The 25,138-nt window shown below is 45.6% G+C and carries 22 protein-coding genes; 17 read left to right on the forward strand and 5 right to left on the reverse strand.

The window, feature by feature from the left end; translation table 11 throughout:
• Window positions 1-102: 102 nt before the first annotated feature.
• Window positions 103-1,212, reverse strand: a complete 1,110-nt coding sequence (gene mtnA, locus MKY16_RS08255; RefSeq protein WP_340954993.1) for an S-methyl-5-thioribose-1-phosphate isomerase — start codon at window positions 1,210-1,212, stop codon at window positions 103-105.
• A gap of 5 nt (window positions 1,213-1,217) precedes the next feature.
• A complete protein-coding gene (gene mtnK, locus MKY16_RS08260) occupies window positions 1,218-2,441 on the reverse strand; it encodes an S-methyl-5-thioribose kinase (protein WP_340954994.1) in 1,224 nt (407 codons plus the stop codon).
• 311 nt (window positions 2,442-2,752) lie between these two features.
• Between mtnK and MKY16_RS08265 the strand changes: the two genes are divergently transcribed.
• From MKY16_RS08265 to MKY16_RS08295, 7 genes are all read left to right on the forward strand, one after another.
• The gene (locus tag MKY16_RS08265) at window positions 2,753-3,223 is read left to right on the forward strand and encodes a Dps family protein (protein ID WP_013309551.1); all 471 of its coding nucleotides are present in this window, start codon (window positions 2,753-2,755) and stop codon (window positions 3,221-3,223) included.
• Between the two features lie 390 nt (window positions 3,224-3,613).
• Window positions 3,614-4,396 carry a Fe-S cluster assembly ATPase SufC gene (sufC, locus tag MKY16_RS08270; RefSeq protein WP_061831684.1) on the forward strand — a complete coding sequence of 261 codons (783 nt, stop codon included), beginning with the start codon at window positions 3,614-3,616 and terminating at the stop codon, window positions 4,394-4,396.
• A gap of 23 nt (window positions 4,397-4,419) precedes the next feature.
• On the forward strand, window positions 4,420-5,724 hold the full coding sequence (gene sufD, locus MKY16_RS08275) for a Fe-S cluster assembly protein SufD (RefSeq protein WP_025719242.1): 1,305 nt from the start codon (window positions 4,420-4,422) through the stop codon (window positions 5,722-5,724).
• On the forward strand, window positions 5,721-6,944 hold the full coding sequence (locus tag MKY16_RS08280) for a cysteine desulfurase (protein WP_029516586.1): 1,224 nt from the start codon (window positions 5,721-5,723) through the stop codon (window positions 6,942-6,944). Before sufD ends, MKY16_RS08280 begins: the two co-directional genes overlap by 4 nt.
• Window positions 6,934-7,356 (forward strand): Fe-S cluster assembly sulfur transfer protein SufU, encoded by a 423-nt coding sequence (gene sufU / locus MKY16_RS08285; RefSeq protein ID WP_340954996.1) that lies wholly within the window; start codon window positions 6,934-6,936, stop codon window positions 7,354-7,356. The genes MKY16_RS08280 and sufU overlap by 11 nt, the downstream gene beginning before the upstream one ends.
• 30 nt (window positions 7,357-7,386) lie before the next feature.
• A complete protein-coding gene (gene sufB / locus MKY16_RS08290; protein ID WP_013309556.1) occupies window positions 7,387-8,784 on the forward strand; it encodes a Fe-S cluster assembly protein SufB in 1,398 nt (465 codons plus the stop codon).
• A 280-nt stretch (window positions 8,785-9,064) separates the two neighbouring features.
• Window positions 9,065-9,427 carry a YmaF family protein gene (locus MKY16_RS08295; RefSeq protein WP_029516587.1) on the forward strand — a complete coding sequence of 121 codons (363 nt, stop codon included), beginning with the start codon at window positions 9,065-9,067 and terminating at the stop codon, window positions 9,425-9,427.
• 293 nt (window positions 9,428-9,720) lie between these two features.
• Here the strand turns inward: MKY16_RS08295 and MKY16_RS08300 are convergent, their stop codons facing one another.
• Window positions 9,721-10,560 (reverse strand): manganese catalase family protein, encoded by an 840-nt coding sequence (locus MKY16_RS08300; protein ID WP_029516588.1) that lies wholly within the window; start codon window positions 10,558-10,560, stop codon window positions 9,721-9,723.
• 205 nt (window positions 10,561-10,765) lie between these two features.
• Between MKY16_RS08300 and MKY16_RS08305 the strand changes: the two genes are divergently transcribed.
• Window positions 10,766-11,620: a manganese catalase family protein gene (locus MKY16_RS08305; RefSeq protein WP_029516589.1), complete on the forward strand. Its 855-nt coding sequence runs from the start codon at window positions 10,766-10,768 to the stop codon at window positions 11,618-11,620.
• 169 nt (window positions 11,621-11,789) lie between these two features.
• Here the strand turns inward: MKY16_RS08305 and MKY16_RS08310 are convergent, their stop codons facing one another.
• The gene (locus tag MKY16_RS08310) at window positions 11,790-12,854 is read right to left on the reverse strand and encodes an HD-GYP domain-containing protein (protein ID WP_029516590.1); all 1,065 of its coding nucleotides are present in this window, start codon (window positions 12,852-12,854) and stop codon (window positions 11,790-11,792) included.
• Between the two features lie 317 nt (window positions 12,855-13,171).
• On the opposite strand from MKY16_RS08310, the gene MKY16_RS08315 reads away from it, so the two are divergent.
• The 7 genes from MKY16_RS08315 (at window position 13,172) to MKY16_RS08345 (ending at window position 19,876) form a co-directional block, all read left to right on the forward strand.
• A complete protein-coding gene (locus MKY16_RS08315; RefSeq protein WP_069011215.1) occupies window positions 13,172-14,626 on the forward strand; it encodes a bifunctional metallophosphatase/5'-nucleotidase in 1,455 nt (484 codons plus the stop codon).
• Window positions 14,580-15,740, forward strand: a complete 1,161-nt coding sequence (locus MKY16_RS08320) for an HD-GYP domain-containing protein (RefSeq protein WP_069011214.1) — start codon at window positions 14,580-14,582, stop codon at window positions 15,738-15,740. The genes MKY16_RS08315 and MKY16_RS08320 overlap by 47 nt, the downstream gene beginning before the upstream one ends.
• Window positions 15,741-15,837: 97 nt before the next feature.
• Window positions 15,838-16,968, forward strand: a complete 1,131-nt coding sequence (gene yfkAB, locus MKY16_RS08325; protein WP_340884910.1) for a radical SAM/CxCxxxxC motif protein YfkAB — start codon at window positions 15,838-15,840, stop codon at window positions 16,966-16,968.
• Window positions 16,969-16,984: 16 nt separating this feature from the next.
• A complete protein-coding gene (locus tag MKY16_RS08330; protein WP_029516594.1) occupies window positions 16,985-18,334 on the forward strand; it encodes a hemolysin family protein in 1,350 nt (449 codons plus the stop codon).
• Window positions 18,335-18,573: 239 nt separating this feature from the next.
• A complete protein-coding gene (locus tag MKY16_RS08335; protein WP_029516595.1) occupies window positions 18,574-18,798 on the forward strand; it encodes a spore coat associated protein CotJA in 225 nt (74 codons plus the stop codon).
• A 1-nt stretch (window position 18,799) separates the two neighbouring features.
• Complete coding sequence (locus tag MKY16_RS08340) at window positions 18,800-19,261, forward strand: spore coat protein CotJB (protein ID WP_318626775.1); 462 nt, start codon at window positions 18,800-18,802, stop codon at window positions 19,259-19,261.
• Window positions 19,262-19,306: 45 nt separating this feature from the next.
• A complete protein-coding gene (locus tag MKY16_RS08345) occupies window positions 19,307-19,876 on the forward strand; it encodes a manganese catalase family protein (RefSeq protein ID WP_029516597.1) in 570 nt (189 codons plus the stop codon).
• Between the two features lie 249 nt (window positions 19,877-20,125).
• Here the strand turns inward: MKY16_RS08345 and MKY16_RS08350 are convergent, their stop codons facing one another.
• Window positions 20,126-21,196 carry a glycosyltransferase family 2 protein gene (locus tag MKY16_RS08350; protein WP_340884914.1) on the reverse strand — a complete coding sequence of 357 codons (1,071 nt, stop codon included), beginning with the start codon at window positions 21,194-21,196 and terminating at the stop codon, window positions 20,126-20,128.
• A gap of 431 nt (window positions 21,197-21,627) precedes the next feature.
• Between MKY16_RS08350 and MKY16_RS08355 the strand changes: the two genes are divergently transcribed.
• Both MKY16_RS08355 and MKY16_RS08360 read left to right on the forward strand, forming a co-directional pair.
• On the forward strand, window positions 21,628-24,444 hold the full coding sequence (locus MKY16_RS08355) for a bifunctional glycosyltransferase/class I SAM-dependent methyltransferase (RefSeq protein WP_340884916.1): 2,817 nt from the start codon (window positions 21,628-21,630) through the stop codon (window positions 24,442-24,444).
• Window positions 24,445-24,469: 25 nt separating this feature from the next.
• The gene (locus MKY16_RS08360) at window positions 24,470-25,132 is read left to right on the forward strand and encodes a class I SAM-dependent methyltransferase (RefSeq protein ID WP_069011210.1); all 663 of its coding nucleotides are present in this window, start codon (window positions 24,470-24,472) and stop codon (window positions 25,130-25,132) included.
• Window positions 25,133-25,138: the final 6 nt, after the last annotated feature.

Consider the following 25,138-nt stretch of genomic DNA (forward strand, 5'->3'; position numbering starts at 1 on the left):
AAAAAAACCGGACTTTTTGGCTCCGGTTTTTTTCTATGAAAAGTTACACTCTATCGAGCAGACTATTCGGCTTTATACGAACGGTATGATCTGCAAGAACGATTAATCGGCAAACAAAGCGGGGAGGTTGTCGCTAAAGGGTGCTTGGACAATTCCTTTTTCGGTAATGATGGCGGTAATGTACTCATGAGGTGTAACGTCGAAAGCCGGGTTGTAGACTTTGATGCCCTGCGGGGCAGTCCTTTTACCAAAGCTTTCGGTAACTTCCTCCACAGAACGTTCCTCAATCGGAATATCTGCGCCTGTTGCGGTCTGCAAATCAATGGTAGAAAGTGGCGAAGCGACATAAAAAGGAATGCCATGCGCCTTCGCTAACACGGCTAGGCTATAGGTGCCGATTTTGTTGGCGACATCGCCATTAGCAGCGACTCTATCTGTGCCGACAATAACAGCCTGGACCCATCCTTTGGACATCACCATGCCCGCCATATTGTCACAGAGCAGGGTGACATCAATGCCTGCCTGCTGAAGCTCGAAAGCGGTCAGGCGCGCTCCCTGCAGCACGGGGCGGGTTTCGTCGGCAAATACTTTGAGATGGATGCCGTTCTCCTGCGCAAGGTACATCGGCGCGAGCGCTGTTCCGTATTTGGCTGTCGCCAACCCACCTGCATTGCAGTGAGTGAGTACGCCCATCCCGTCCTCGAACAGAGGTAAAGCATGGATGCCGATCTGGCGGCATACTTCCTCATCCTCTGCCTGAATGGCTATGGCTTCACGCTCCAGCCCGGCATTCCAGTCTTCGACCTGACTTCCGCTAGCTTCAACGATGAGTTCCCCGGCTCGCTTCTTCATGCGATCCAACGCCCAGAACAGATTTACGGCAGTTGGCCGTGAAGTAGCCAAATGTCCGCACACGTCGTGTACATGCTGCAGCCACCCAGCAGCGTCGGTGTCGTCGTAGGCGGTAGCTCCTAGCACAACGCCGTAGGCCGCAGCCATCCCGATGGCGGGCGCACCGCGTACCTTCATGGCGTGTATGCCATCCCATACTTCCTCGACCGTGAATAAATCTAGCATGACAATCGTTTCGGGTAGCAGACGCTGATCCAACATGGACAAGCGGTTGCCTTTCCACACCAGCGAAGATAGAGCCTGACCGGACACTGTAGCTTTCCCGGAGGTTACGGGGGCCGCTTCTTTCTGTTCACTCATATTCATTAAGCTCCTTTAGTTTGGGCAACTGTTGCTGTCCGAACAATGTCTCCCAGTTCCCGAATCGAATGAAGCCCGCGATTGCGAAGAACCAAGGATTTACCGATAGATAACGCCAGACGTTCCGCAGCTTCCTTGAGGTCAGGATCGGCTATTGTCTCGATATCTGCCACATGCGACAGGCTGATGATACGGCGGATCACTTTGCACCCTGCAAAACCAATCGTATCTTGTAGTACTTTCTGAAGATACAAGTCCTGATACCCCGCTGTACGTGCTATATGATCGGTGACATGCTCGTCCCACAGTTTGCGGAACCTACGCTCAAACTGCTCCCATACCTGAATGGCAGTCTCCAGAACCCAGTCGCGCCTTTCTTTTAGAGCCTTCTCACCAGAGGTCCATCCGGGCTGTGCAGCGTAGTTCAACAGCAGATTGGCGATCACCGCTCCGATATCAAAGCCCATGGGTCCGTAGTAGGCAAATTCAGGATCAATGACTTTAGTTGATTCGGTCGTTACAAAAATGCTACCAGTATGAAGGTCACCGTGCAGAAGCGCTTCGGTTCGTGTCAAAAACTTTTCTCGCAGCAAAGCCACTTCCAGATGAAGCGCTTGATCTGTACGGAGTGCCTCTGCTTCGTCTTCGATGTACGCACCATAGTTGTTATTATCTGAGAACCGATACGGTTCATCCAGAATCAGATCCTCAGTTATTTTGCAGAGATCCGGGTTGATAAAACGTTTGACTAGGTCTTTTTTATCCTGCTGATTCATGCCCAAATCTGAGGTGAAGAAGAGCGTGCGTGCCAGAAACTCCCCAATATGATTAGCGAAATATGGATATGTGTTTCCTTCTATTAGTCCCTTGCGCATGATGGTGTGGGAGCTAAGATCCTCCATCACGGTCAATGCAAGCTCATCGTCATACGCCAGTATCGCAGGAACCAATTCGGGGCAAATGTGGTGCTCCTGCTGAAGTGCCTCGCGTTCAATACGGGCACGATCCAGTGAGAGCGGCCAGGATTCACCCACAATTTTTACATAGGGAAGTGCCTGCTTGGCAATGATACTCTTGTTAGATTCAGAATCCGTAATATGAAAAACCAGATTTAGGTTACCATCACCGATTTCCCGGCATTCCAGACGAGCTTCCTGACTAAAAAATCCGGGGATGTTCTTCACGAATTCGATTGCTTCTTCAGTCGTTAAAGGATGATATTGGGACAACGAAGTCACCTCCATAAATTGTGCACATGTAAATAGTCTGGAAATATCACAATATTAAACCAAGTATTTTGATAGGATAGAGAAAGTATAACGAAAATCATTGAAGTTTTGTACATTTTTTTTATGGAGGATCGAAAGAGGGGAAAGGAGAACTCTTCTTTTTGTTTCGTTTCCGTATAGAGAGGGTAAGTATGAAACAGACGTCCGGCAGGTGATTAGGATGCCCGCTGGCGTCTTACCGTCAGCAATGACGGTGATGGATACGTAAACGTTCCTGAAAATCAATTTGATGAAAAAGGAAGGGATTTATGATGGCTAAAACAACAAGTAACTCGAAAAATACGCAAACCAAATCGGTGGAGGAACTTTTAAACCGTCAAGTCGCTAACCTCAATGTGTTATATGTAAAAATTCATAACTATCACTGGTATGTGAAAGGCTCCAGTTTCTACACACTCCATGTTAAATTTGAAGAGTTATACAATGAAGTGACATTGAAAATGGATGAGATCGCCGAGCGTTTGCTCGCGTTGAAAGGTTCACCTTCCGCAACATTGAAGGAGTACCTGGAGCTGTCGTCGATTCAGGAAGCAACCGGCAACGAAGATGCTCCCAAGATGGTACAAACCTTGATCGAGGATTTTGCAACGGTATGCGAGGAGTTTCAGGAAGGTATTGAACTGGCGGAAAGCAATTCCGACCAACCAACTGCAGATTTGCTGATCGGCTATAAAGCGGATCTGGAGAAACATATGTGGATGCTTCGCTCTTATTTGGGCTAATTGTAGTGATGGGATTACGCTTTGAAATAAACTTTTTACATGTAAAACGCTACTGACGTCATGCTGTCAGTAGCGTTTTTATGGCTGAAAAGAGATCATGCATCTCATGTTTTTTGTACAAATTTATAATTATATAAACATTTGCAGGATGTATTTTGCCATTTGTGTGCTTGGTAGGGTGAACATTTTATGAAGAAAGTTGGATAACGTGTGTCTGTTGGTTGCACCCTTCAAGATATTTATTATAAAATAACTTGAGAATCATTGAGAATCAGTTTAGAATGATTATAAATAAATTTTTAAATATTACTTGAAATCAGGGGGCTCCCCTGTTTAAATATACTTTCTGATTTCGACACCACACTACATTTTTTGGAGGGTATTGCGAATATGGCTACAAACTTTAAGATTGAAGGTCTCAAAGCGACCATTGAAGGCAAGGAAATTTTGAAAGGTATTAACCTCGAAATGAAGGGCGGAGAAATCCATGCCATCATGGGTCCTAACGGTACGGGTAAAAGTACACTTGCGTCTGCTTTGATGGGTCATCCAAAATATGAAGTCACAGATGGTAAAGTAACTTTGGATGGAGAAGACGTGCTGGATATGGAAGTGGATGAGCGTGCACGTGCAGGATTGTTCTTGGCGATGCAGTACCCGAGTGAAATTGCAGGGGTAACGAACTCCGACTTTTTGCGTAGTGCGATCAACGCGCGCCGTGAAGAAGGACAAGAAATCTCCTTGATTAAGTTTATCCGTCAAATGGAAAGCAAAATGAAAGAGCTTGAAATGAACCCTGAGTTTGCTCACCGGTACCTGAACGAAGGCTTCTCTGGTGGTGAGAAAAAACGGAATGAAATTTTGCAAATGATGATGATTGATCCGAAAATTGTCATTCTTGATGAAATCGACTCCGGTCTGGATATCGATGCTTTGAGAATCGTGGCTAGCGGTGTGAACGCTATGCGTTCCGAAGATCGTGGTTTCCTCGTGATTACTCACTACCAACGTCTGTTAAACTACGTTAAACCAGATTATGTACATGTAATGATGCAAGGACGTATCGTTAAATCCGGGGGTCCTGAGCTTGCTGAGCGTCTGGAAGCGGACGGTTACGACTGGATCAAGGAAGAGCTGGGTATCGTTGATGAAACTGTAGGACAAGAGGCGTAAGCCGGAAGCGAGGAGGAAAACTAATGACAACACAAACAATCCTTCCGGTAGATTCCGAGCAACTGCGTGTTCTGTCCGAACGTAACGGCGAACCATCTTGGCTGGCTGAAGACAGACAAAAAGCACTTGAGCTTGCAGGCAAACTGGAGCTTCCGGTATTTGAAAAAACAAAAATCGAACGTTGGAAATTAAACGATTACGGTCAACATAAACAGAGCGAGGTCATTGCATCGGTAGGGCAGGTTCCTGCAGCCATTGCTGATCTTGTCAAAGAGCAACAGGAGGGCGGTCTGATTATTCAGCGCAACTCCGGTGCGGTATATGTGAAGCTGAGTGAGGAATTGGCGGCGCAAGGCGTCATTTTCACGGATTTGCAAACAGCCGTTAAAGAGCATGCTGATTTGGTTAAAGCTCATCTGAACACAGTGATTAAGGCAGAAGAGAATTCATTATCTGCATTGCACGCAGCACTCTGGAACGGTGGAGTATTTGCTTATGTGCCTAAAAATGTAGAACTGAACGTTCCGCTTCAAGCTGTATTCCTGACAGACGATGCGACTGCAACGTTTGCGCCGCATGTGCTGCTTATTGTCGAAAGTCATAGTTCCGTGACGTACGTAGACAACTATGTATCTGCGGATTTGGCGGCACCTGTTCTTCATAACGGTGCGGTAGAAGTTGTTGCAAATGCTGGGGCTAAAGTTCGCTATGCGACAGTCCATCAGTTTGGAGAGCAAGTAACGGATATTTCAATTCGTCGTGCCACGTTGGGAAATGACGCAGCTATCGAATGGATTGTGGGCGAAATGAACAACGGCAATACAGCAAGCAATACCATGTCCGTGCTCAAAGGCAATGGCTCCAATTCGGATGCCAAGATCATTGCTGTAGGTTCCGGCTCACAAAAGCTGAACTATACGACACAAGCACAGCATTTCGGCAAAAATTCCGCCAGTCAGATGATTACGCGCGCAGTGATGCGTGAAGAAGCGTCTTCCATCATTAACGGAATTACAAAAATTGAAAAAGGTGCTACCAAAGCAGATGGTCAGCAAACAGAACGTGTTCTGATGCTCAGCCCGAAAGCTCGTGGTGACGCTAACCCAATCCTGCTGATTGATGAAGATGATGTAACAGCAGGTCACGCAGCATCGGTTGGTCAGGTTAACCGTGAACAAGTGTATTACTTGATGTCCCGCGGAATTAGCCGGGCAGAAGCTGAGCGTCTGATTATTTATGGCTTCTTGGCACCTGTCGTATCTGAGATTCCGCTCGAAGGACTTCAACATCAGCTGCAAAGCCTTGTTGAAAGGAAGTTAGGCCAATGAATACTGCATTGATCCGTGAACAATTCCCGATTTTACATCAGGAGATTAACGGTCATCCGCTGGTTTATTTGGATAATGCGGCTACTTCGCAAAAACCGCTGGCGGTCATCGAGGCGATCAAGCACTACTACGAATATGATAACTCAAATGTTCACCGTGGTGTGCATACCTTGGGTAGCCGGGCGACGGATGCTTATGAAGGTGCGCGGGAGAAGGTAGCTCGCTTTCTGAATGCCAAGCGCAGTCAGGAAATTATTTTTACACGCGGAACAACAACGGCGCTGAATCTGGTGGCTTCTTCTTATGGTAGAGCTAACTGTAAGGAGGGTGATGAAATTGTCATCACACAAATGGAGCATCACAGTAATCTGATTCCGTGGCAACAGGTAGCCAAAGCCACAGGCGCAACTTTAAAATATATTCCACTTCAAGAGGATGGTAGCGTTGATCTTGCTGATGTGGAGAATACCATTACAGAAAACACGAAAATTGTAGCGATTGCGCATGTCTCCAATGTGCTTGGTGTTGTGAACCCTGTCAAAGAGATTGCAGCTATTGCGCATCGCAAAGGCGCAGTTATCGTTATAGACGGTGCACAAAGCACACCACATATGAAAGTAGACGTGCAAGACATCGATGCTGACTTTTATGCCTTTTCGGGTCACAAAATGTGTGCGCCTACTGGGATCGGGGCACTGTACGGCAAGAAGGCGCTGCTGGAAAATATGGAGCCCATTGAGTTCGGCGGGGAAATGATCGACGATGTGGGATTGTATGAATCCACATGGAAGGAGCTGCCTTGGAAATTCGAAGGTGGAACTCCGATTATCGCTGGAGCTGTTGGTTTGGGAGCTGCTATTGATTTTCTGGAAAGCATCGGAATGGACGCCATTGCACAGCATGAGAGCCGTTTGTCCAACTATGCCCTCAAACGTCTCCGTGAAGTGGAGGGGTTGACGATATACGGGCCTGCAGAACGTCATGTTGGGCTCGTAACATTCAACCTGGATGATGTGCATCCGCATGATGTAGCTACTGTACTGGATAGCAAAGGGGTGGCTGTACGTGCGGGACATCATTGCTGCCAGCCATTGATGCGCTGGCTGAAAGCCAGTGCAACTGCACGTGCCAGCTTTTATCTCTATAACACAGAAGAAGAAGTCGACGCTCTGGTCAGCGCCTTAATCCAAACAAAGGAGTATTTTGGCGATGCAACTTGATGACTTGTACCGACGCGTGATTATGGATCATTATAAAAATCCGCGCAATCGCGGACGTTTTGAGGATGATGCCGTTACGGTGGATTTGAATAATCCTACGTGTGGTGACCGGATTTCCCTTCAACTCAAAATGAAAGACGGCGTGGTCGAAGATTCCCGTTTTACTGGTGAAGGCTGCTCGATTAGTATGTCCTCAGCTTCGATGATGACAGAAGCAGTCAAAGGAAAAACGATTGATCAGGCATTGGATATGGCAAGCCGCTTCTCTTCTTTAATGAAGGGGGAAGCCGTCGAATTTGATGATTATGAAGAATTGGAAGCTTTGTCAGGCGTAAATAAGTTCCCGGCCCGCATCAAATGTGCGACACTGGCTTGGAACGCGCTGCGCAAAGGGATTGATGAAGATAAATAATTTAAATAGAACAGAGGAGGTTTGAGAAACATGGCCAAGAAAGCACCGGAAATGGAAGAGTATAAATACGGCTTTCGTGACGAGCACAAGTCCATTTTCCAAACAGGTAAGGGTCTCACTCCGGAAATCGTAAAGGAAATCTCCAAAATTAAGGATGAGCCAGAATGGATGCTGGAGTTCCGTCTGAAGGCACTGAAGCAGTTTGAAAAAATGCCAATGCCAAACTGGGGCGGAGATATGGATGAACTGGATTTCAACGATATCCAGTACTATGTAAGACCTTCCGAGAAACAAGGGAAGACGTGGGAAGAGGTTCCTACGGAAATTAAAGAAACCTTTGATAAACTGGGTATTCCCGAGGCGGAGCAAAAGTTTTTGGCTGGTGTATCCGCACAGTATGAATCCGAGGTTGTCTATCACAGTATGCAAAAGGAACTGGAAGATCAGGGCGTTATTTTCATGGATACCGATACGGCGTTGCGTGAGCATCCTGAGATTCTGAAAGAGTATTTTGCAACAGTTGTACCTCCTGCGGACAATAAGTTTGCAGCACTGAACAGTGCGGTATGGTCAGGCGGGAGCTTCATCTATGTACCAAAAGGTGTGAAATGTGAAGTTCCATTGCAGGCTTACTTCCGCATCAACTCGGAAAACATGGGTCAATTTGAGCGTACGCTCATAATTGCTGACGAAGACAGCTTTGTGCACTATGTAGAAGGCTGTACGGCTCCGATTTACAGCACGAACTCGCTGCATAGTGCCGTGGTCGAAATTATTTGTAAGAAGAACGCACGCGTTCGTTATACAACGATCCAGAACTGGGCACCAAACATCTATAACCTGGTAACCAAACGTGCGGTTGCAGAAGAAAACGCAACGATGGAATGGGTCGATGGTAACATCGGTTCCAAGTTGACGATGAAGTATCCAGCCGTTGTATTGAAAGGCCGTGGAGCGAAAGGGATGGTCCTGTCCATCGCTGTTGCAGGCAAAGGCCAGCATCAGGATGCAGGTGCGAAAATGATCCACTTAGCACCAGACACCACGTCCACCATTGTATCCAAGTCGATCAGTAAGCACGGCGGTAAAGTAACGTATCGCGGATTAGCTTCATTCGGTCGTCAGGCTCAAGGTGCAAAATCCAATATCAAGTGTGATACGTTGATTTTGGATAATCAATCAACCTCAGATACTATTCCTTATAATGAAATCATGAATGATGACATCACGCTTGAGCACGAAGCAACGGTTTCCAAGGTATCGGAAGATCAGCTGTTCTATCTGATGAGCCGTGGTTTGACTGAAGCAGAGGCAACGCAAATGATCGTTATGGGCTTTATTGAGCCATTCACAAAAGAACTGCCGATGGAATATGCGGTAGAGATGAATCGTTTGATCAAGTTCGAGATGGAAGGTAGTATCGGTTAAAACGCAGTAACCCTTGGTATTACAAGGCTCTTGAGGTATTCTAAAGCTTGTTAAATCCGAATCGTGCCGATTTTATGCCGATTCGGATTTCCTGCTAGTATAGGAGACGAACTTTTTAAGTTCGTCTTCTTTTGTTTTTTCTGTGATACCTAAGTCCATAAGCCTTCTTTCTACTACAAAAAAAATTATGCTTAGGACTGCAGATAGTTGCCTAGCACTTATGTATGTTTGCTTAATAGGATGTTGTGAGTGACATAAACATAAGGAGGCATGCCAACAGATGCAGAAGAATAAAGCTGGAGTGAAGAAGAAAACCCTCTCTTCTAAGCAGACACAGAGACATGTACATGAATTTGAAGGTAGCACCAAACTGGCCGAAGAAGGTGCAGACCGACATAACCACCGCTTTGCAGGTGTTACTGGGCAAGCGATTCGAGTTGGAAGAAGTCATGTCCATGAAATTGATCTTACGAAAACTGATTTCGTGAACCATTTTCATAATCTGAGAAGGATTAGAACAGGGCCCGCTATTCCAGTCGGAAATGGTAAGCATGTACATTTTGTTACGGGCCAAACTACATTAAATGATGGTCATGTACACCAGTTTAATTTTGCAACATTGATTCAGGCACCTCTTATTTAATGAACGGTGGTTTGACCGAAGCGAGGTAACACAAATGATTGTTATAGACATCTGCTCATACAGAATGAGAGCATCGTCTTTGAAATCAAAAAGCTCTGCTAACCATAATTGGTCGGCAGGGCTTTTAGACTTACATTAATTCTGTACTTCATGATTTATGATCGGCTATGATTTTATGCCTTATGATAAGCCGCCTTATTCGAATATTAAGTATATATTTTTTGTAACATTTTTATGGTCAGTGTCACCAATAAGCAATTCTTTAATGTTGGGACAGCTTGTTTGCCACTTGTTTATTTATCTGAAGTTTTATGGTCTAAGTCATGATGTAACTCGGTTGCTGGTATTTTGGCATTATAGATTTGTCCTTTGGCAACTGGTTTTGAGATGTATACATAGCTCCCGGTTCCATCCGGCGCACTCCCTGTTGCCCACAAACCTTCACTAGATTCTTCGCCCTCAGACAAATTCCAAAACTCATAAGCTTCAGGCTGAGACTCTTGTTCTGCCTCAGGGGGAAAAGAAGCCGGAACCACAACACCGTTTTTCTCTTCTAATTCTTGGATTGCCGCCATCCACTGATACTGGTGATAGCGGTCACGCGCTAGCATTTTCCGTAGTGTAGCTCTGACGCTTTCATCTTGTGTCATATGATATAGCCTTGCTACCTGCAATCGACCCTGACTCTCTGCGTGCAAATTGGATCGCATATCTGCCAAAAGGTTGCCACTTGCGACGATATAAGAGCCGTTCCATGGAACTCCATTTGAATTAGTAGGCAATCCGCCTAGACCGCTGACCAGCAAATGCTGTGGGTTAATTCCCCCCATTATGGCAGCTGTAACAGGGTCTTTTGCAGCTTGTTCTTGATCTTCTGGTTTAGCTCCATCAAGTAGTTGACTAATTAAAGCACACAGCATCTCCACATGCCCTACTTCTTCAGTTCCAATATCCATCAGCATATCTTTATATTTTTCATCACCGCGACAGTTAAACCCTTGAAATAAATATTGCATCATTACGGTCATTTCTCCAAATTGCCCTCCCAAAACTTCTTGTACCTGCCGGGCAAAAAGAGGATCAGGGCGCTCTACTTTCACTTCAAACTGCAACTCTTTTTGATGTCTAAACATATTTACTCCTCCTATAGCTAAAGCAGCTTAGTGAATTCTAACTGTATTTAACCTTTTCAAGATGTAATAAAACGAGGAGCAGCATCACAAAAATCGATACGGGTCTTTATATTTAACTTTCTGTTTGTTTGGTTTGTATATAAATTATTAAAGAGGGAAGCCTATGTTTCACTTTAAAATGAAGAGTCTAAGGAGGGTATTTGAATTGTATTTTTATAAAGAAGATTTAATTAACTTAATAGTACCCGATAAGCCCGATCCTGCTGCTGCTAAAGTGATTCAAGAAGTGTTAGGTGGTCGATTCGGAGAAATGCGTACTATGATGCAGTTTTTCTTTCAAAGTAATAATTTTCGTGGTAATGCTGTGCAGTACAGGGATTTGATACGAGGAGTTTTTCTAGAGGAGCTTAGTCATGTTGAACTGGTCCAACATACTATAAATCAACTTCTGACTGGCTCAGGCGCAGACCAAGCCGGCGATGCGGGAATGGATCATGCTCCTTTAGATGAGGCGATAAAACACGCAAATCCTCATCATTTTATTATGGGAGCCCAAAGTTCCTTACCTGTTGATGCAAGTGGGAATCCTTGGCTAGGTAGTTATGTTTATTCCCACGGGAATCTGGTTAGTGATTTGCTTGATAATCTCGTACTCGAATCTACAGGGGTCCTGCAAAAATCCCGAATTTACGAAATGAGCTCGAACAAAACATTCCGGGAAACGTTGGCTTTTTTGATTGTGAGGGATAATGCTCATCAAAACGCGTTTGCCAAAGCATTAGAGACACTTGGAGTTGATTGGGGAAAATTGTTCCCGGTTCCAAATTACGATATTAACAAGTATCCAGAATGCCGGAAGTATGTTGAGATGGGCTTTCACAATGCGCAGTTTAATTTTCGATTGGATTCTACCCGTATTGGGGAAATATTCAATGGGCAAACTCCAAGCAGAAACGGTGGGGATTTGAGTGTAATAGATCCTCCTGAGGGTTTTCCTCTTCCGTATATGCCCGAATTGCCTAATGAACATAGTCCAGGGCTACACGATCTTACCACTTAGGATTAAACCATAAATAAAGATAGTAACAAGGTTAATATCCGTAACTTAAAAAGAGGCTGTCCTTCGTAGAAGAACCTACGAATCAAGGACAGTCTCTTTTTATTCGCGTAGTCTGTGCTTCGGCAAAACATTTCGTGCCACCGAAGTAACGCCGGGAGGCAGTAGCGGATCAGGATTCCAAATAAATTTCATCAATGGATACATGGCGTTCCCTAGACAAATCTACATATTCATCATCGTTAATTCTTACTAAGGGTCTGAAGTAATCAGCAGGATTGTTCAGAATGATCGTTCCTGTCTGACCTGTAGTCAACAGAACCTGCTTATTAATGAAATTAGGAAGCATGTGTCTGATGAACACTTGGGTAGCTTCTGGGTTTAGATGTCCAAAACTCATGCTGTGCAGCTCGCGTAATACGGTGAGTAGCTCCTGCTTCGTCTGATACACACGATTGGAAATCATCGCGCTATACACGTCGGCAATAGCTGTTATGCTGGCAAAAGGATGAATTTCTTCCTTGAACAGACCATGGGGATATCCACTTCCATCTTCACGCTCATGATGCTGTAAGGCGACAATTGCAGAAATCTCATCGCTGGTTGAATTGCGAATAATATCATAGCCATATAGCGAATGTTTCTTCATTTCATGAAATTCTTCAGGTGTCAGTTTATCCGGTTTGTTCAAAATTTCATCGGGTATCATGGACTTGCCTATATCATGTAAATATCCAGCTTTACCGGCGGCATATGCTTCTTCTTCCGTATACCCAAGCCATGTGGCAATGTAATATGACAGTACGCCTACTTGGAGAGAATGATTATAGGTATAGTGATCTCCCCGTTCCATAATTAACAGCAGAGATACGACATCTTTTTGACGAGCTAGCTCTGAAACGAGAGGGCCGAACAGCTCATCAACTCGATATTCATCAAATTTGCCAGTTGAGGAAGCTTCGAGAAACATACTTTCAAAGCCACTGATCGTCTGCTCCATGAGAGGAACGGCACGTTTGAGGGACTCGGGGGAAGCTGGAACATCGGGGGCAAAGTCAACCGGAATGCTCGCAGAACCGGCATCAATGTCGATATAATCGACACCGTGCATAATGAGCTTGGAAATATCGTCATGCTGTAGCTCGGTGCCCTGAACCATGACAGGCACACCGTGCCCATTGTATGTATCGGATTTGAGGCGATCTCCTGGCTTGGCATCGGTAACGTGTACTCTCATGCGCTAACCTCCTTATTGTCGTAAATTTGTCGAAAATACGAAACAAACTTAATATATCAAGAATTATATGGGATGACAACGACTAATTTACTATTATTCCAAGCTGTAAAATAGGTCCCAGGAACCCAATTCCTATCAGATACCTACAATAGATAACGTCAATACTTTTCACTATGTTTGTAATATGAGATTGCCCAGAGACTACAGCGAAGCTTAAGGACTATGTCCACCCATATGTACCATATTGCTAAATAACATGATATGCTTAAACATTAGAAGCTCCAAAGTCGATATATAAAATATAGAGGAGGGCGGTTATGGAGATGACGACTCGGCAAACGTTGACCATTTTGCATACCAATGATATCCATAGTCATTTTGGCAGTATGCCTTCGATAGCCGCGATGATTAATGAACGAAGAGCTGCATTAGGGGATGCGCTACTTGTGCTTGACATAGGAGACCACATGGACCGGATGGCCCCCGAAACGGAAGGAACGCTAGGTGGGGCAAATGTGGATGTGATGAATCTAACAGGATATGATGCCATTACGATCGGTAATAATGAGGGACTGACTTTTACCCCGGATATGATTGAACAGGCATATGCGGGCATTCATTGTCCGGTCATATGTGGCAATATGACTGAGTGTGCCACAGGGATGAGTCCTGCGTGGATGAAGGAATCCCTTATTGTAGACAAAGCAGGAATCAAGGTCGGTTTACTTGGTGTGACGGCTCCTTTTGTAGAGTATTATCAATTGCTGGGCTGGGATGTGCTCAATCCGTTTGATGTGCTGGGGAAGCAGATCGCGGCACTGAGAAAGCAGGTTGATGTTTTGGTCGTGATGTCGCACCTGGGCCTACCTTCCGATAAAAAGTTAGCGTCGCAATTTCCTGAGATTGACGTTATCCTTGGAGGTCACACCCATCATGTGCTGGAGGAACCGCTTTGGATCGGGAAAACAGCTTTATGTGGGGCGGGTAAGTTCGGAACGCTGCTGGGTGAAGTGACGCTAAGTCGTAACAATAGCCTCGAACCGTTTCGAGTCACGTCAGGCGGTGTAGTTCCTGTGGATCTGACAATACTGGACGAAAAAGTGGCATCGGCCATTGTGGTGCATCGCAGACAAGCAGAGCGCGCCATGGAGAGCACGGTTGCTGTGACGGATCGGAAACTGGAGATCGCATATGATCAGGAATCCCCTTTCGGGAATATGCTGGCACAATCAGTGTCCCATTTTACAGGAACAGAAATTGCCCTCGTCAATGCGGGACAACTGCTCGGCCCATTACCTCAAGGGGATATCAGTAAAGGAATCCTGCATTCCTTATGCCCTTCACCGATTAATGCCTGTGTTATGAAGTTGCGGGGGAGCGATATTCGGTTGGCGCTGGAGCAGTCCTTGCTGCCTGAATTTGCGGACAAGCCTATGACGGGCTTTGGCTTCAGAGGCAAAGTGCTTGGTACGATGTGTGTGGAAGGCTTGGCTATTCAGTATGACCCTGGCCGTGCTCCTTATGAAAAAGTAACGGACATTCGTGTAGCAGGTCAACCTTTGGAAGAGCATGAGGAATACACAGTGGGCACGTTGGATATGTTCACTTTCAAAGCAGGTTATGAGGTGCTTGCGAACGGAACAGATCTCCGATTTATGCTTCCAGAATTTTTACGGGATTTGATTGAAATGGAGTTGAAGCGTCCGGGCGCGATGGAAGAATGTTTTGCAGCTAGGTGGCTTCAGGTATCAAAACAATCGGGAGAGGATTAAGCTGCGACTGGTACCTGTTACATTATTGAGAGCCGGCATGAAGCTGGGCAAAAAAATATACAATGAAAATGGAATGGTGCTGCTCTCGGAAGGTGTTGAGCTTACTTCGCGATTGATTGAACGTCTAGGCCAAGTCGGTATTGGATATGTATACATTGAGGATGCTGTGACAGAAGATATCGTCATTCCTGAGATGATCCATGAACAGACAAGGGCGGCGGCGCTACAGGAAATCAAAAAGCAATTTCAAGGGTTGTCATCCTACTCCGTAGATCATAAGCACAAATATTTTGGCAAGTCATTTTATAAGGTGATGGAATCTATTCTGGACGATATTGGAGGCCGGCAGGACGCCGTCATTATGTTGATGGATATTGGGGCCGCAGATCAGGATTTGTATCATCATTCTTTGAACGTATGTCTATATTCACTTGTACTGGGAATTTCCAACGGCTACGATAACAATCAGCTGATGGAGTTGGGAATAGGTTCACTACTTCACGATATCGGTAAAATGAAAATTTCACCTCAAGTACTCTATAAGCCGGGTAAATTGACCGACGAGGAATATGAGCATATGAAAACACACACGGTGATCGGCTACAAGCTGCTTAAAGACGAACCTGGAATTCCCTTGTTGTCGGCTCACTGTGCATTACAGCATCATGAGCGTATTGACGGCAGCGGATACCCACACGGTTGGAAAAAGGACCAGATCCACGAATATGCGAAATGGATCGGCCTGGCAGACTCGTACGACGCAATGACAGCAAGTCGGATATATAAGCAGGCTTTGTTGCCTTATGAGGCGATGGAAGTGCTGTACGCCGGGGCAGGAACGTTATATGAGCAGCGAATGCTAGAAGCCTTTCGTGACTGTGTGGCTATTTACCCCTTGGGACTCTCTGTGGTGCTCAACACGGGGGAAGAGGGGGTCGTGGTGCGTATACATTCCAAAATCCCGCAAAGACCCGTCATTCGCATTGTAAGGGACCGGGATGGGCAGGAAGTGAAAGCACCTTATGATGTGGATTTGTCCATATCCCTCTCGGTTATGATTACAAATACATTGGGTGCTACTGTGGCCCCTTTCGGAGGAGTACACGTAGATTAGCAGATGATGTGGAAGAAAGCATGCAGACACTTTACACATCATGATATGATAATTATACGTCTTTTGAGGTTAATAACAGAAATAAGGTGAAAACATAATGACAGTTCTACAAAATAACACGCTACCCCAAATATCGCCAACCTATGATCCGTGGGACCCGATTGTCTCATTGCGTACACATGGTCGTCATTTGCTTACGAGTGTGGAAATGACCGTAACGCATCTGTGTAATATGCGCTGTGAGCATTGCGCTGTTGGCGACATGCTGGTTATGAAGGAGGCCCCTTTCCTTCCGTTAGACCTAATGCTGAAGCGTCTGGATGAAGTCGAGCATCTGGAGACCATCAGTATTACAGGCGGGGAACCTGCTTTGCTCGATAAAACAGTGGATGAAGTGATCGTTCCACTGTTGAAATACGCCAAAGAGCGCGGTATTCGCTCGCAAATCAACTCCAATCTGACGTTAGATATTCGCAGATATGAGAAGATGCTTCCTTATCTAGATGTGATGCATATTTCGTTTAACTATTTGAATGCGGACGATTTTTATGAAGTGGGTTTTGCAAATACAGGCCGGCCGACCCCACGTGCGGGTGCTGTTCGCCTGTATGAAAAAATGATCGAGAATGCCTGCAGATTAAGTGAAATGGGAATGTTCATTTCAGCTGAATCCATGATTAATTATCGGACACACACGAAGCTGGAGGGCATTCATCAGTTGATCAACGAAATGGGATGCCGACGGCATGAGGTTCATCCAATGTATGCGTCAAATTTTGCCTCTGCTTTGCCTGTGCTTTCACTCGACGACATGCGGAACTCTATCCATAAGCTGCTGGATGTACGTAATCAGGACATGTGGATGTTGTTTGGCACATTACCGTTCTTTGCTTGTTCGGACCGGGAAGAAGACCGCAAACTGCTTCGCCGCTTGCGTCAGGAACCGAATATTACGGTGCGTAATGATCCAGACGGAAGAAACCGTGTGAATGTGAATATGTTCACGGGTAGCGTGTATGTGACGGATTTTGCAGACATTCCGGCTTTCGGCAACATTCAGGAAGACAGTCTGGACGATATTTTTGGTGAATGGCTGAATGAGCATCCGTTGAATCAGACTGTGAACTGTCATTGTGATGCCGCTGCCTGTTGTGGACCGAACCTGCTCGTAGCGGATATGTACTACAAAGGAATAGACTTTAAATCAAGAAAAGCATTACAACTATAGAAATGGGGAGTTCGTATTGGATGGTCATACCGAGTTTCATTGGGGATTGCTAGCTGTGAATCTCCTCTTGGTACTGCTGCTTGTCTTTCTAAATGGTGTATTTGTGGCCGCAGAATTTTCGTTGGTCAAAATGCGCCAATCCCGATTGACGCAGCTCCAAAGCGAGGGTCATCGCCTGGCAGGCTATGCGCTGAAGGTGAACCAAAGGTTGGATGCTTATCTGTCCGCCACCCAATTGGGCATTACGCTGGCTTCATTGGGTTTGGGTTGGATTGGAGAGCCAGCAATATCCGGCTACCTGATAGAGCCACTCATGCACAAACTCGGTGTAACTGACGGCACCCTGATTACAACGATATCCGTTGTCGTCGGATTTTGCGTAATTACCTTTTTGCATATTGTATTGGGGGAATTGGCTCCCAAGTCTTTAGCGATTCAGAAGACTGAAGGTGTGGCGTTGTTTTTATCGGCGCCTTTGCTGCTTTTTTATAAGGTCTTTCTACCTGTGATCTGGGTATTGAATGCTGCGGCAAACTTGCTGTTGCGTGCATTCGGGATTCAGCCGGCGAGTGAAGCCGAAGCGGCTCATTCGGAGGAAGAGATTCGTATATTGATGAATCAGAGCGCCAAAAGCGGTGTGATTGATAAGGACGAAATTAAGCTGATGGATAATATTTTTGATTTTTCCGACTTGCTTGCACGTGAAATCATGCTGCCGCGTACAGATATGGATTGTTTGTATACGAATTTGTCGTTTAAGGAAAATCTCAAGATTATCAGCGAGACCAAGCATTCCCGCTACCCGGTAGCGGTTGAGGATAAAGACCAGATTATCGGTTTTGTCCATATCACGGATCTTCTGCTAGCTGAGCAGGGGGAACAACTGGATCTGGCTTCGGTGGTACGTCCTATTTTGAATGTGCCGGAGTCTATGGAAGTGAGTCACGTGCTACGCCTTATGCAGAAAAAACATTCCCAAATGACTCTCGTGGTAGATGAATACGGCGGAACGGCCGGGCTGCTGACAGCGGAGGAAATTTTGGAGGAAATCGTCGGGGATCTCTATGATGAGTTTGAGGATGAACGCCCAAGCGTGGAAATCAAGGAGAACTTCATCTCTGTGGACGGTCGTATGCTCATTGAGGATGTCAATGATTTGACTGGAGTAAACATCGAAGACGACGAGGTAGATTCCATCGGAGGATGGCTGTTCAAGGAATTGGAAGGCATTCCGGTGAAAGGGAAGAAAATTGAGTTTTATAACCTTACCTTCGAGGTGGAGGAAGCAACAAGGCTTCGCATAATGAGAGTGAAGATTCACCGCAAGCCTGAGCCTGTGATTGAAGATGAGCTTTCTACCGATTGAGTCCTGATCCACAGAGATAGGTAAGATCAGTTCAGGTATGTAAGTTATTATAGTGTGCTGAAGCAAGAACCTTTAGATCCACGTTACCGTGGTTTTAAAGGTTCTTTTTGATTAGAAACAGTTTTATAGTTATTTTTTTGAACAATTATTTTTATCTGTGATTTTTTGTTCGAGACTTGGGCGATGCGGCATATGTTGAATAGTAAAGCAGATGGATCAACCAAAGGAGGTCCCGGCCCGTGAAATTTCCACAGCAAGGTGAGTATGCCCCGTTTGTCGGCCCGTTCGATCCGTGTCCGCCCGTTCTGTGCAAGACTTATGTGCTTCCGCCAAACTTGTTTGTGCAATTTCAGCCCCCTGGTCTACCGCAATTCAGTCCAGATGAGGCGCTGACGAAGGGAACGCTATGGCCTTTGCTTTACAGCCCTTATGAGCCTAGAAGAAACCAGGGGGGAGGCGAATAGAATGGAGAATCCAAATCAGGGTCAGTCCCCATTCCAATTCCAGCAGCAAAATCAGCATGAGAGTGGACAGCAACAGCCGAATCCATATCAAAGCCCTTATTCAAATCCGTATCCATACCAGAACCAGTATCAGAACCAGTATCAGAACCAAACTCAGGGCTATAGTCAAGCCGGAAACCCGACCCAAGGCTGCACGTCCCAAACCAAGCCGGGGGATGCCCAGTTTTATGCGTTGCTGGAGAAGCTCCAAGCGGTGGATTTTGTGTTGGTGGAGCTGAATTTGTATCTGAATACGCACCCAGATGATTTACAGGCCATCGAGCAGTTCAATAAGCTGACGCAGGAAAGAACGGCGATTGCTAACGAGTATCAGATGCTATATGGGCCTTTACAAAATTTTGGTCGTGCCTATTCCAAGTATCCTTGGGAGTGGAGTCAATCCCCTTGGCCGTGGCAGGTCTAGGCAGGTACAACCTTTTAACAACCTTTTATAAAGGAGGGGACATGAATGTGGGTATATGAGAAGAAACTGCAATATCCCGTACGTGTCAGCAAATGTGATCCTCATATGGCCAAACTGCTTATGGAGCAGTATGGTGGAGCGGATGGCGAGCTGGCAGCGGCATTGCGCTATCTGAATCAGCGATATACGATTCCCGATAAGGTGATTGGTGTACTGAACGACATAGGCACGGAGGAATTTGCGCATCTCGAGATGATTGCGACTATGATTTATAAGCTGACCAAGGATGCGAGCGTAGAGCAAATGAAGGCTGCCGGTCTGGGTGAATATTATGCGGCACACGACCATGCGCTATATTATCAAAACGCTGCCGGAGTTCCTTTTACAGCGGCTTATATTCAAGCCAAAGGCGATCCTATTGCCGATCTATATGAGGACATAGCGGCAGAGGAAAAGGCACGAGCTACATATCAGTGGCTGATTGATCTGACAGACGATGTGGATTTGCAAGATAGTCTGAAGTTTCTACGTGAACGTGAAATAATCCATTCGCTCCGTTTCCGTGAGTCAGTGGAAATTTTGAAGGGGGAAAGAGACCGGAAGAAAGTGTTCTGATAAAATGATATACGAGGTCTCTTGGTGAGCTTAAGCTTGCAGGAGACTTTTTTTCTTTTGAGGTAATCTAAGCTAATGAAATGGTCCTTCCCGAGGAGCAGCAATGGGCATTTATATATAAGAGGGGGTAAAAATAAAAGCCCCGAAAAATTGCAGGCTGTCCGCCGGGTATCGTGCCGAGCACATATCGGCATGATGACTAAGGTCGGCTACATTGAACGACCTTTCCCCGGCGCGTCTTTCTCATCCCTATTGCTTCAGTTGTGCGAAATACTTCTCGTTATATAAAACACTTGGATGAGTAGGGTGGTGCAACTGAGCTATGCGATGATGCGATTTTGCCTTTTCGATGTCACCGATTCGGTCGTAACACAGGCATAATTGCAAGTGTGGAAACCAGGTATAGTACGACGAATTGGTTAGGGCCATCACATCTTGTGGAGGCTCTATCAACGTTGCCTGGTGAAACCAGTAAATGGCTTGAGTATACTGTTCGTCTTCAATCAACAAATTGCCAAAGACACAGCAGAACTGGGCGCGTGGTACATCAAGGTTAAGTGTGCGAAGCAGAGCCATACGCTGCTCCTGTTTTTGACCCTGGTGGGCGTAGCAATCCGCTAGCTTAAAGCAAGCAGCAATCCGATCCTCAATCCATCCTTGATCGAGTCCCAGATAGTGCTCGTACTGCTGGATGGCTTCTAGTATGCGTCCGTTATCATATAGTTCATTCGCGAAGTAGTAGTGATCTCGCTCAGAAAATGCAGTGCCTTGCTCCCGATGCTTGAGATATATATGCAAATTACGATCAGTGTAGGCACGTGTCTTTTTATGAGTCACCGCTATATTACTGTGAAAGGTGCTGCCAGTCACATGCAGGAATTCGTGCACAAAGCCGATCCATCTGAATCTTCGATCACGCCGCACAATTCGGTTTCTTTTGAGCTTATACAACGGCTGTCCTTGTTCATCTACAGACAGCACATAATCCATCGTAATGCTGTCATAGGAGAGGGTGGCTTGTTTCTTCCAGTTGAGAAATGATATTCGGTCTTTTTCTTCCAGTATGTCATCAGCGTCCAGCCAAAATTGATATTCTTGCGTTGCCTGATTAAACGCATAATTGCGGGCTGCAGAGAAATCATCGCACCATTCAAAATGGTATACCCGAGCATTGAACGATGCAGCGACCTCTTGGGTACTGTCAGTGGAACCAGTATCTACGATAATGATTTCATCTACCAGGTCATGGACTGATTTCAGACAGGTATGAAGGGCTTCTTCTTCATTTTTGACAATCATACATAAGCTGACAGTTACCATGCTCTTTGTCCCTCCCAAAAAACTTGGTATAATCTCCATTTTATTAGGATAGCTTGCTCATTATGTAGTAATTCCTATGGATCGTTTAGAGGATGTGCGATGATCATAAATTCAATCTTGCTCTAATAAATTAGAAAATCAAAGTCTGATATGAGGGGGAGGAGATTGTGCGAAATTCGATATTATCAAGCGACCGGGAAATAAATTTGATGGCTAAATGTAGTTAGAAAACGGGTAGAAAACTGAAAAAGAGTAGTTGTTTGGATGGTAAGATTGTATTTTTGTATGGATGTCGTTTTCATTGATATTTCCAGGTGCAAGTCCATTCATACTACGCTCACTCCCATATCGCTCGGTTGCAATTATGGTATGCCTTAGGATATGGAGGGGGGAACGGTTATGAGGCTTCTGCCTGATGGAGGCGTTGAATCATGCGTATACTAATCGGTAGCCCGGTGCACCAGAAACCGGAAATATTGTCTTTATTTCTTCAAGCTTTAGAGCGACTGGAGGCACCTGATGTGCTGCCCGATTATTTATTTGTCGATGATAATGACAATCCGACTTCAAGCCAATGGCTTGCCGATTTTTCCAATCGGCTGCCGGGCAGGGTTTTGCCCTTGTTAACAGGTCCACAGCAAGTGGAGAACCGAAGTGATGAGCACACTCATTATTGGCCGCCAGCCCTCGTCTGGAAAGTGGCCGACTTCAAAAATCGTCTTATCGATTATGCACTTCAGCATAATTATGACGCGCTGTTTTTAGTCGACTCAGACCTGATTCTCCATTCCCGTACCTTATGTAAGCTGGTGGAGGCGGAGAAGGATATTGTATCTGAGATTTTCTGGACACGCTGGCAGCCGGAGGGGCCTCTATTGCCTCAGGTGTGGGTTAGTGATGAATATAATTTGTTCCATCGTGAAGAAGGCGAAGTGTTGTCGGCAGAGGAGCGAGCGCAACGCGAGTTGCATTTCATACACCAAATGCATGTTCCTGGTTTGTACGAAGTGGGGGGTCTAGGTGCTTGCACCCTAATCCGCAGACGTGCACTGGAAGCAGGGATTCACTTTGGTAAAATCAAAAACGTTTCCTATTGGGGAGAAGATCGACATTTCTGTATTCGGGCAGCTGCATTTGGATTTCCACTTTTTGTGGATACACACTATCCGGCGATGCATCTGTACCGGGAAGCGGACAGAATGAAGGCAGAGCAGCTACTATTCACCCTAAATTATTTTACAACGAGCGCTGTTCATACGGACCAATCAGAACATTTAGCATATCTAAATCACTCCGATACTTCTACTAACTCTCCTGCCTTCAATCCTTCTGCATCATCAAGTCCATCTAAGTTCCCTGAACCTCCTGTTATACCGTATGACCTCCGTGAGTCAGCTGTCTTTGCCAAGTACACGGCAGATTCTTTTGTTATACCACAAACGTTCCCTGGTCCACGACAAAGTGAACTTCATACGCCGCCTGTCTCCAAACCCAAATTGACGCTGACCATGACGGTATACAATGAGGCAGATCGCAAGCTCATTGACGTGCTGCGGAGTCATCGAGAATATATTGATGAAGCGGTCATTATTGATGATGGCAGTCAGGATGATAGCGGAGAGTTGTGCCGTGAGATCCTAAAGGGAATCCCATTACGTTTAATACGCAATGAAACAGCTTCTTTTACCAATGAATTGGAACTACGTAAGCAACAGTGGAGAGAGACGTTGGCTTCTTTTCCGGAATGGATATTAAATATGGATGCTGACGAAATGTTCGAATCCCGTTTTGCTCAAGGGGTACATTCTTTGTTAGCGGGAACGAAAGCAGATACGATTTGTTTCAGGTTGTTTGATATGTGGAATTCCACGCATTACCGCGATGATGATTATTGGCAGGCTCATCAATATTACCGTCCTTTTTTAATTCGATATAAGGAAGGGTTCTCTTATAAATGGAAGGAGCAGTCCTTGCACTGTGGGAGATTTCCAGAAAATGTGCTTGACCTTCCCAGTGAAATCAGCAACTACCGCATCCAGCATTGGGGATGGTGTACACCTGCTATTCGCATGGCCAAATTTCAGCGATATCAGTTGCTTGATCCAAGTGTTCGTTATGGCTGGAAAGAGCAATATGAATCTATTTTGGACCCGAACCCCCGACTCACGCTTTGGGTAGATCAGGACAACATAAATGGAGAAAAAGAAACTACACCAGAGTATGAAGCTACCCATGATGTGAACGCCATGGATGTTGCCGAGATTTCAAGTGTCCAGGTTATGAATAATTCCGGTCTACAAATTAAAAGTGAAACAAAGAACGTATTTTATAGTAAATGCAAACTGTGTGGTTCGTCTGACACGGGAGTATTTCATAACTATGAACGCTTTACCTTGATGGGGTGCGGCTCCTGTGGCTTGGTTTTTCGTAATGATGTGGATCATATACAGCCGGAGGATATGATTGCAGAGATTTATAATGCCGATTGGGTTGCTATGCGGGATAGTGCAGCAGCGTCAACTTATGGGGATCATGCCCTTTTTGGACTCATGCTACTGGATATGTTCAGCTCCGGTAAAGGAAAATTGCTTGAGATTGGATCAGGTACCGGAGAATTTATCCATGCTGCCCTTCAAGCCGGCTGGGATGCAGTGGGTATTGAACCTTCCATAGACTCGCGTGCTTACGCCAAACACAAATATGACGTGGATTTATTGCCGGGTTACTGGAACGGTGAAACCGAAGAAGATACTCAAACCGATGAAGCATGTGATATGCAGGAATTGAATGAAGCACAAGAAATACAAGAAGTAGAAGAAGATACTGAATTACCACTGGATCACAAATACGAGGCCGTAGCATGCTGGCATGTGCTGGAGCATATTGCGGACCCTGTTGCATTTTTGACAGATTTACGCGAACAGCTTCAACCTGACGGGACGTTATATATTACAGTGCCCAACAAAAACTCGTTCACCAATGAGGCTTATGGTGTTTATTCACCTTTATTTACCGAGGAAGATCATTTATATCATTATTCTGAGCATACGCTGGCGCTCTTACTGGAAAAGTCTGGATTGCGCTCGGTGGCTATGTTTACCCGCCAGCTTCCCTCTGGTTTGGATGCCTTGCTGCAAGCCCATCCTTTGTACGGTGATCTTGCCTTTACGGAGCAAATGGGATTGTTGGCCAAACTTCAAGGCGAGAAACGGGGTCATGAACTGTGCTGTGTTGCAAGAGTAATTTAAATCTCTCCAAAAGGAGGCAGCATCCATGAACATGTCTGACCCGTATCTGTCTCGCTTTTTTGTATATTCTGACCCCAACTCCTCCAGCATGATTTACAGACTCCCCCAAAGCTGGTGGAGTCGCCCCTATGAGTATGAGTGGTGTCTTCAATTTATGTCCGGTCAAGATTCGGTGCTGGATGCAGCGTGTGGAATTCCACATCCATTCAAATTTGAGTTGGCCCGCCGTTGCGCTCAGGTCTATGCTTGCGATCTGGATATACGGATCGTTTCCGTGGATGCCATTTTGGCCGAGGTGCGGCGGGATATCGGAGAGGAGGCTGCCGAGCGCATTCAGGAGATTTTACCGGTTCGGCTCCACTCCGCACATGCCAATCTGACAGCTCTGCCTTATGAGGATGCCAGTTTTGACAAAATTGTATGTATTTCAGTGCTGGAACATTTAACACCTGAGGAGTCTTTGGCAGCCTTACATGAATTTCACCGGACCATACGCGATGACGGAATGCTTCTGCTGACGTTTGATTACCCTACAGTGGATCTATCAGCGATGGAGCAATGGATAGAGCAGGCGGGATTTTCGTATTGGAATGGTGTGGATCTCAACCTTCCAAGGGGTGCCTTACACACGGATATGTGGGGTGGTTTGCATTGTTTCAGGACTGTTTTAAAAAAATATAAGAGTTAGCGGTAT

The organism is Paenibacillus sp. FSL L8-0641 (assembly GCF_038006265.1).
In the GTDB taxonomy this organism is placed as follows: Bacteria; Bacillota; Bacilli; order Paenibacillales; family Paenibacillaceae; genus Paenibacillus; species Paenibacillus polymyxa_D.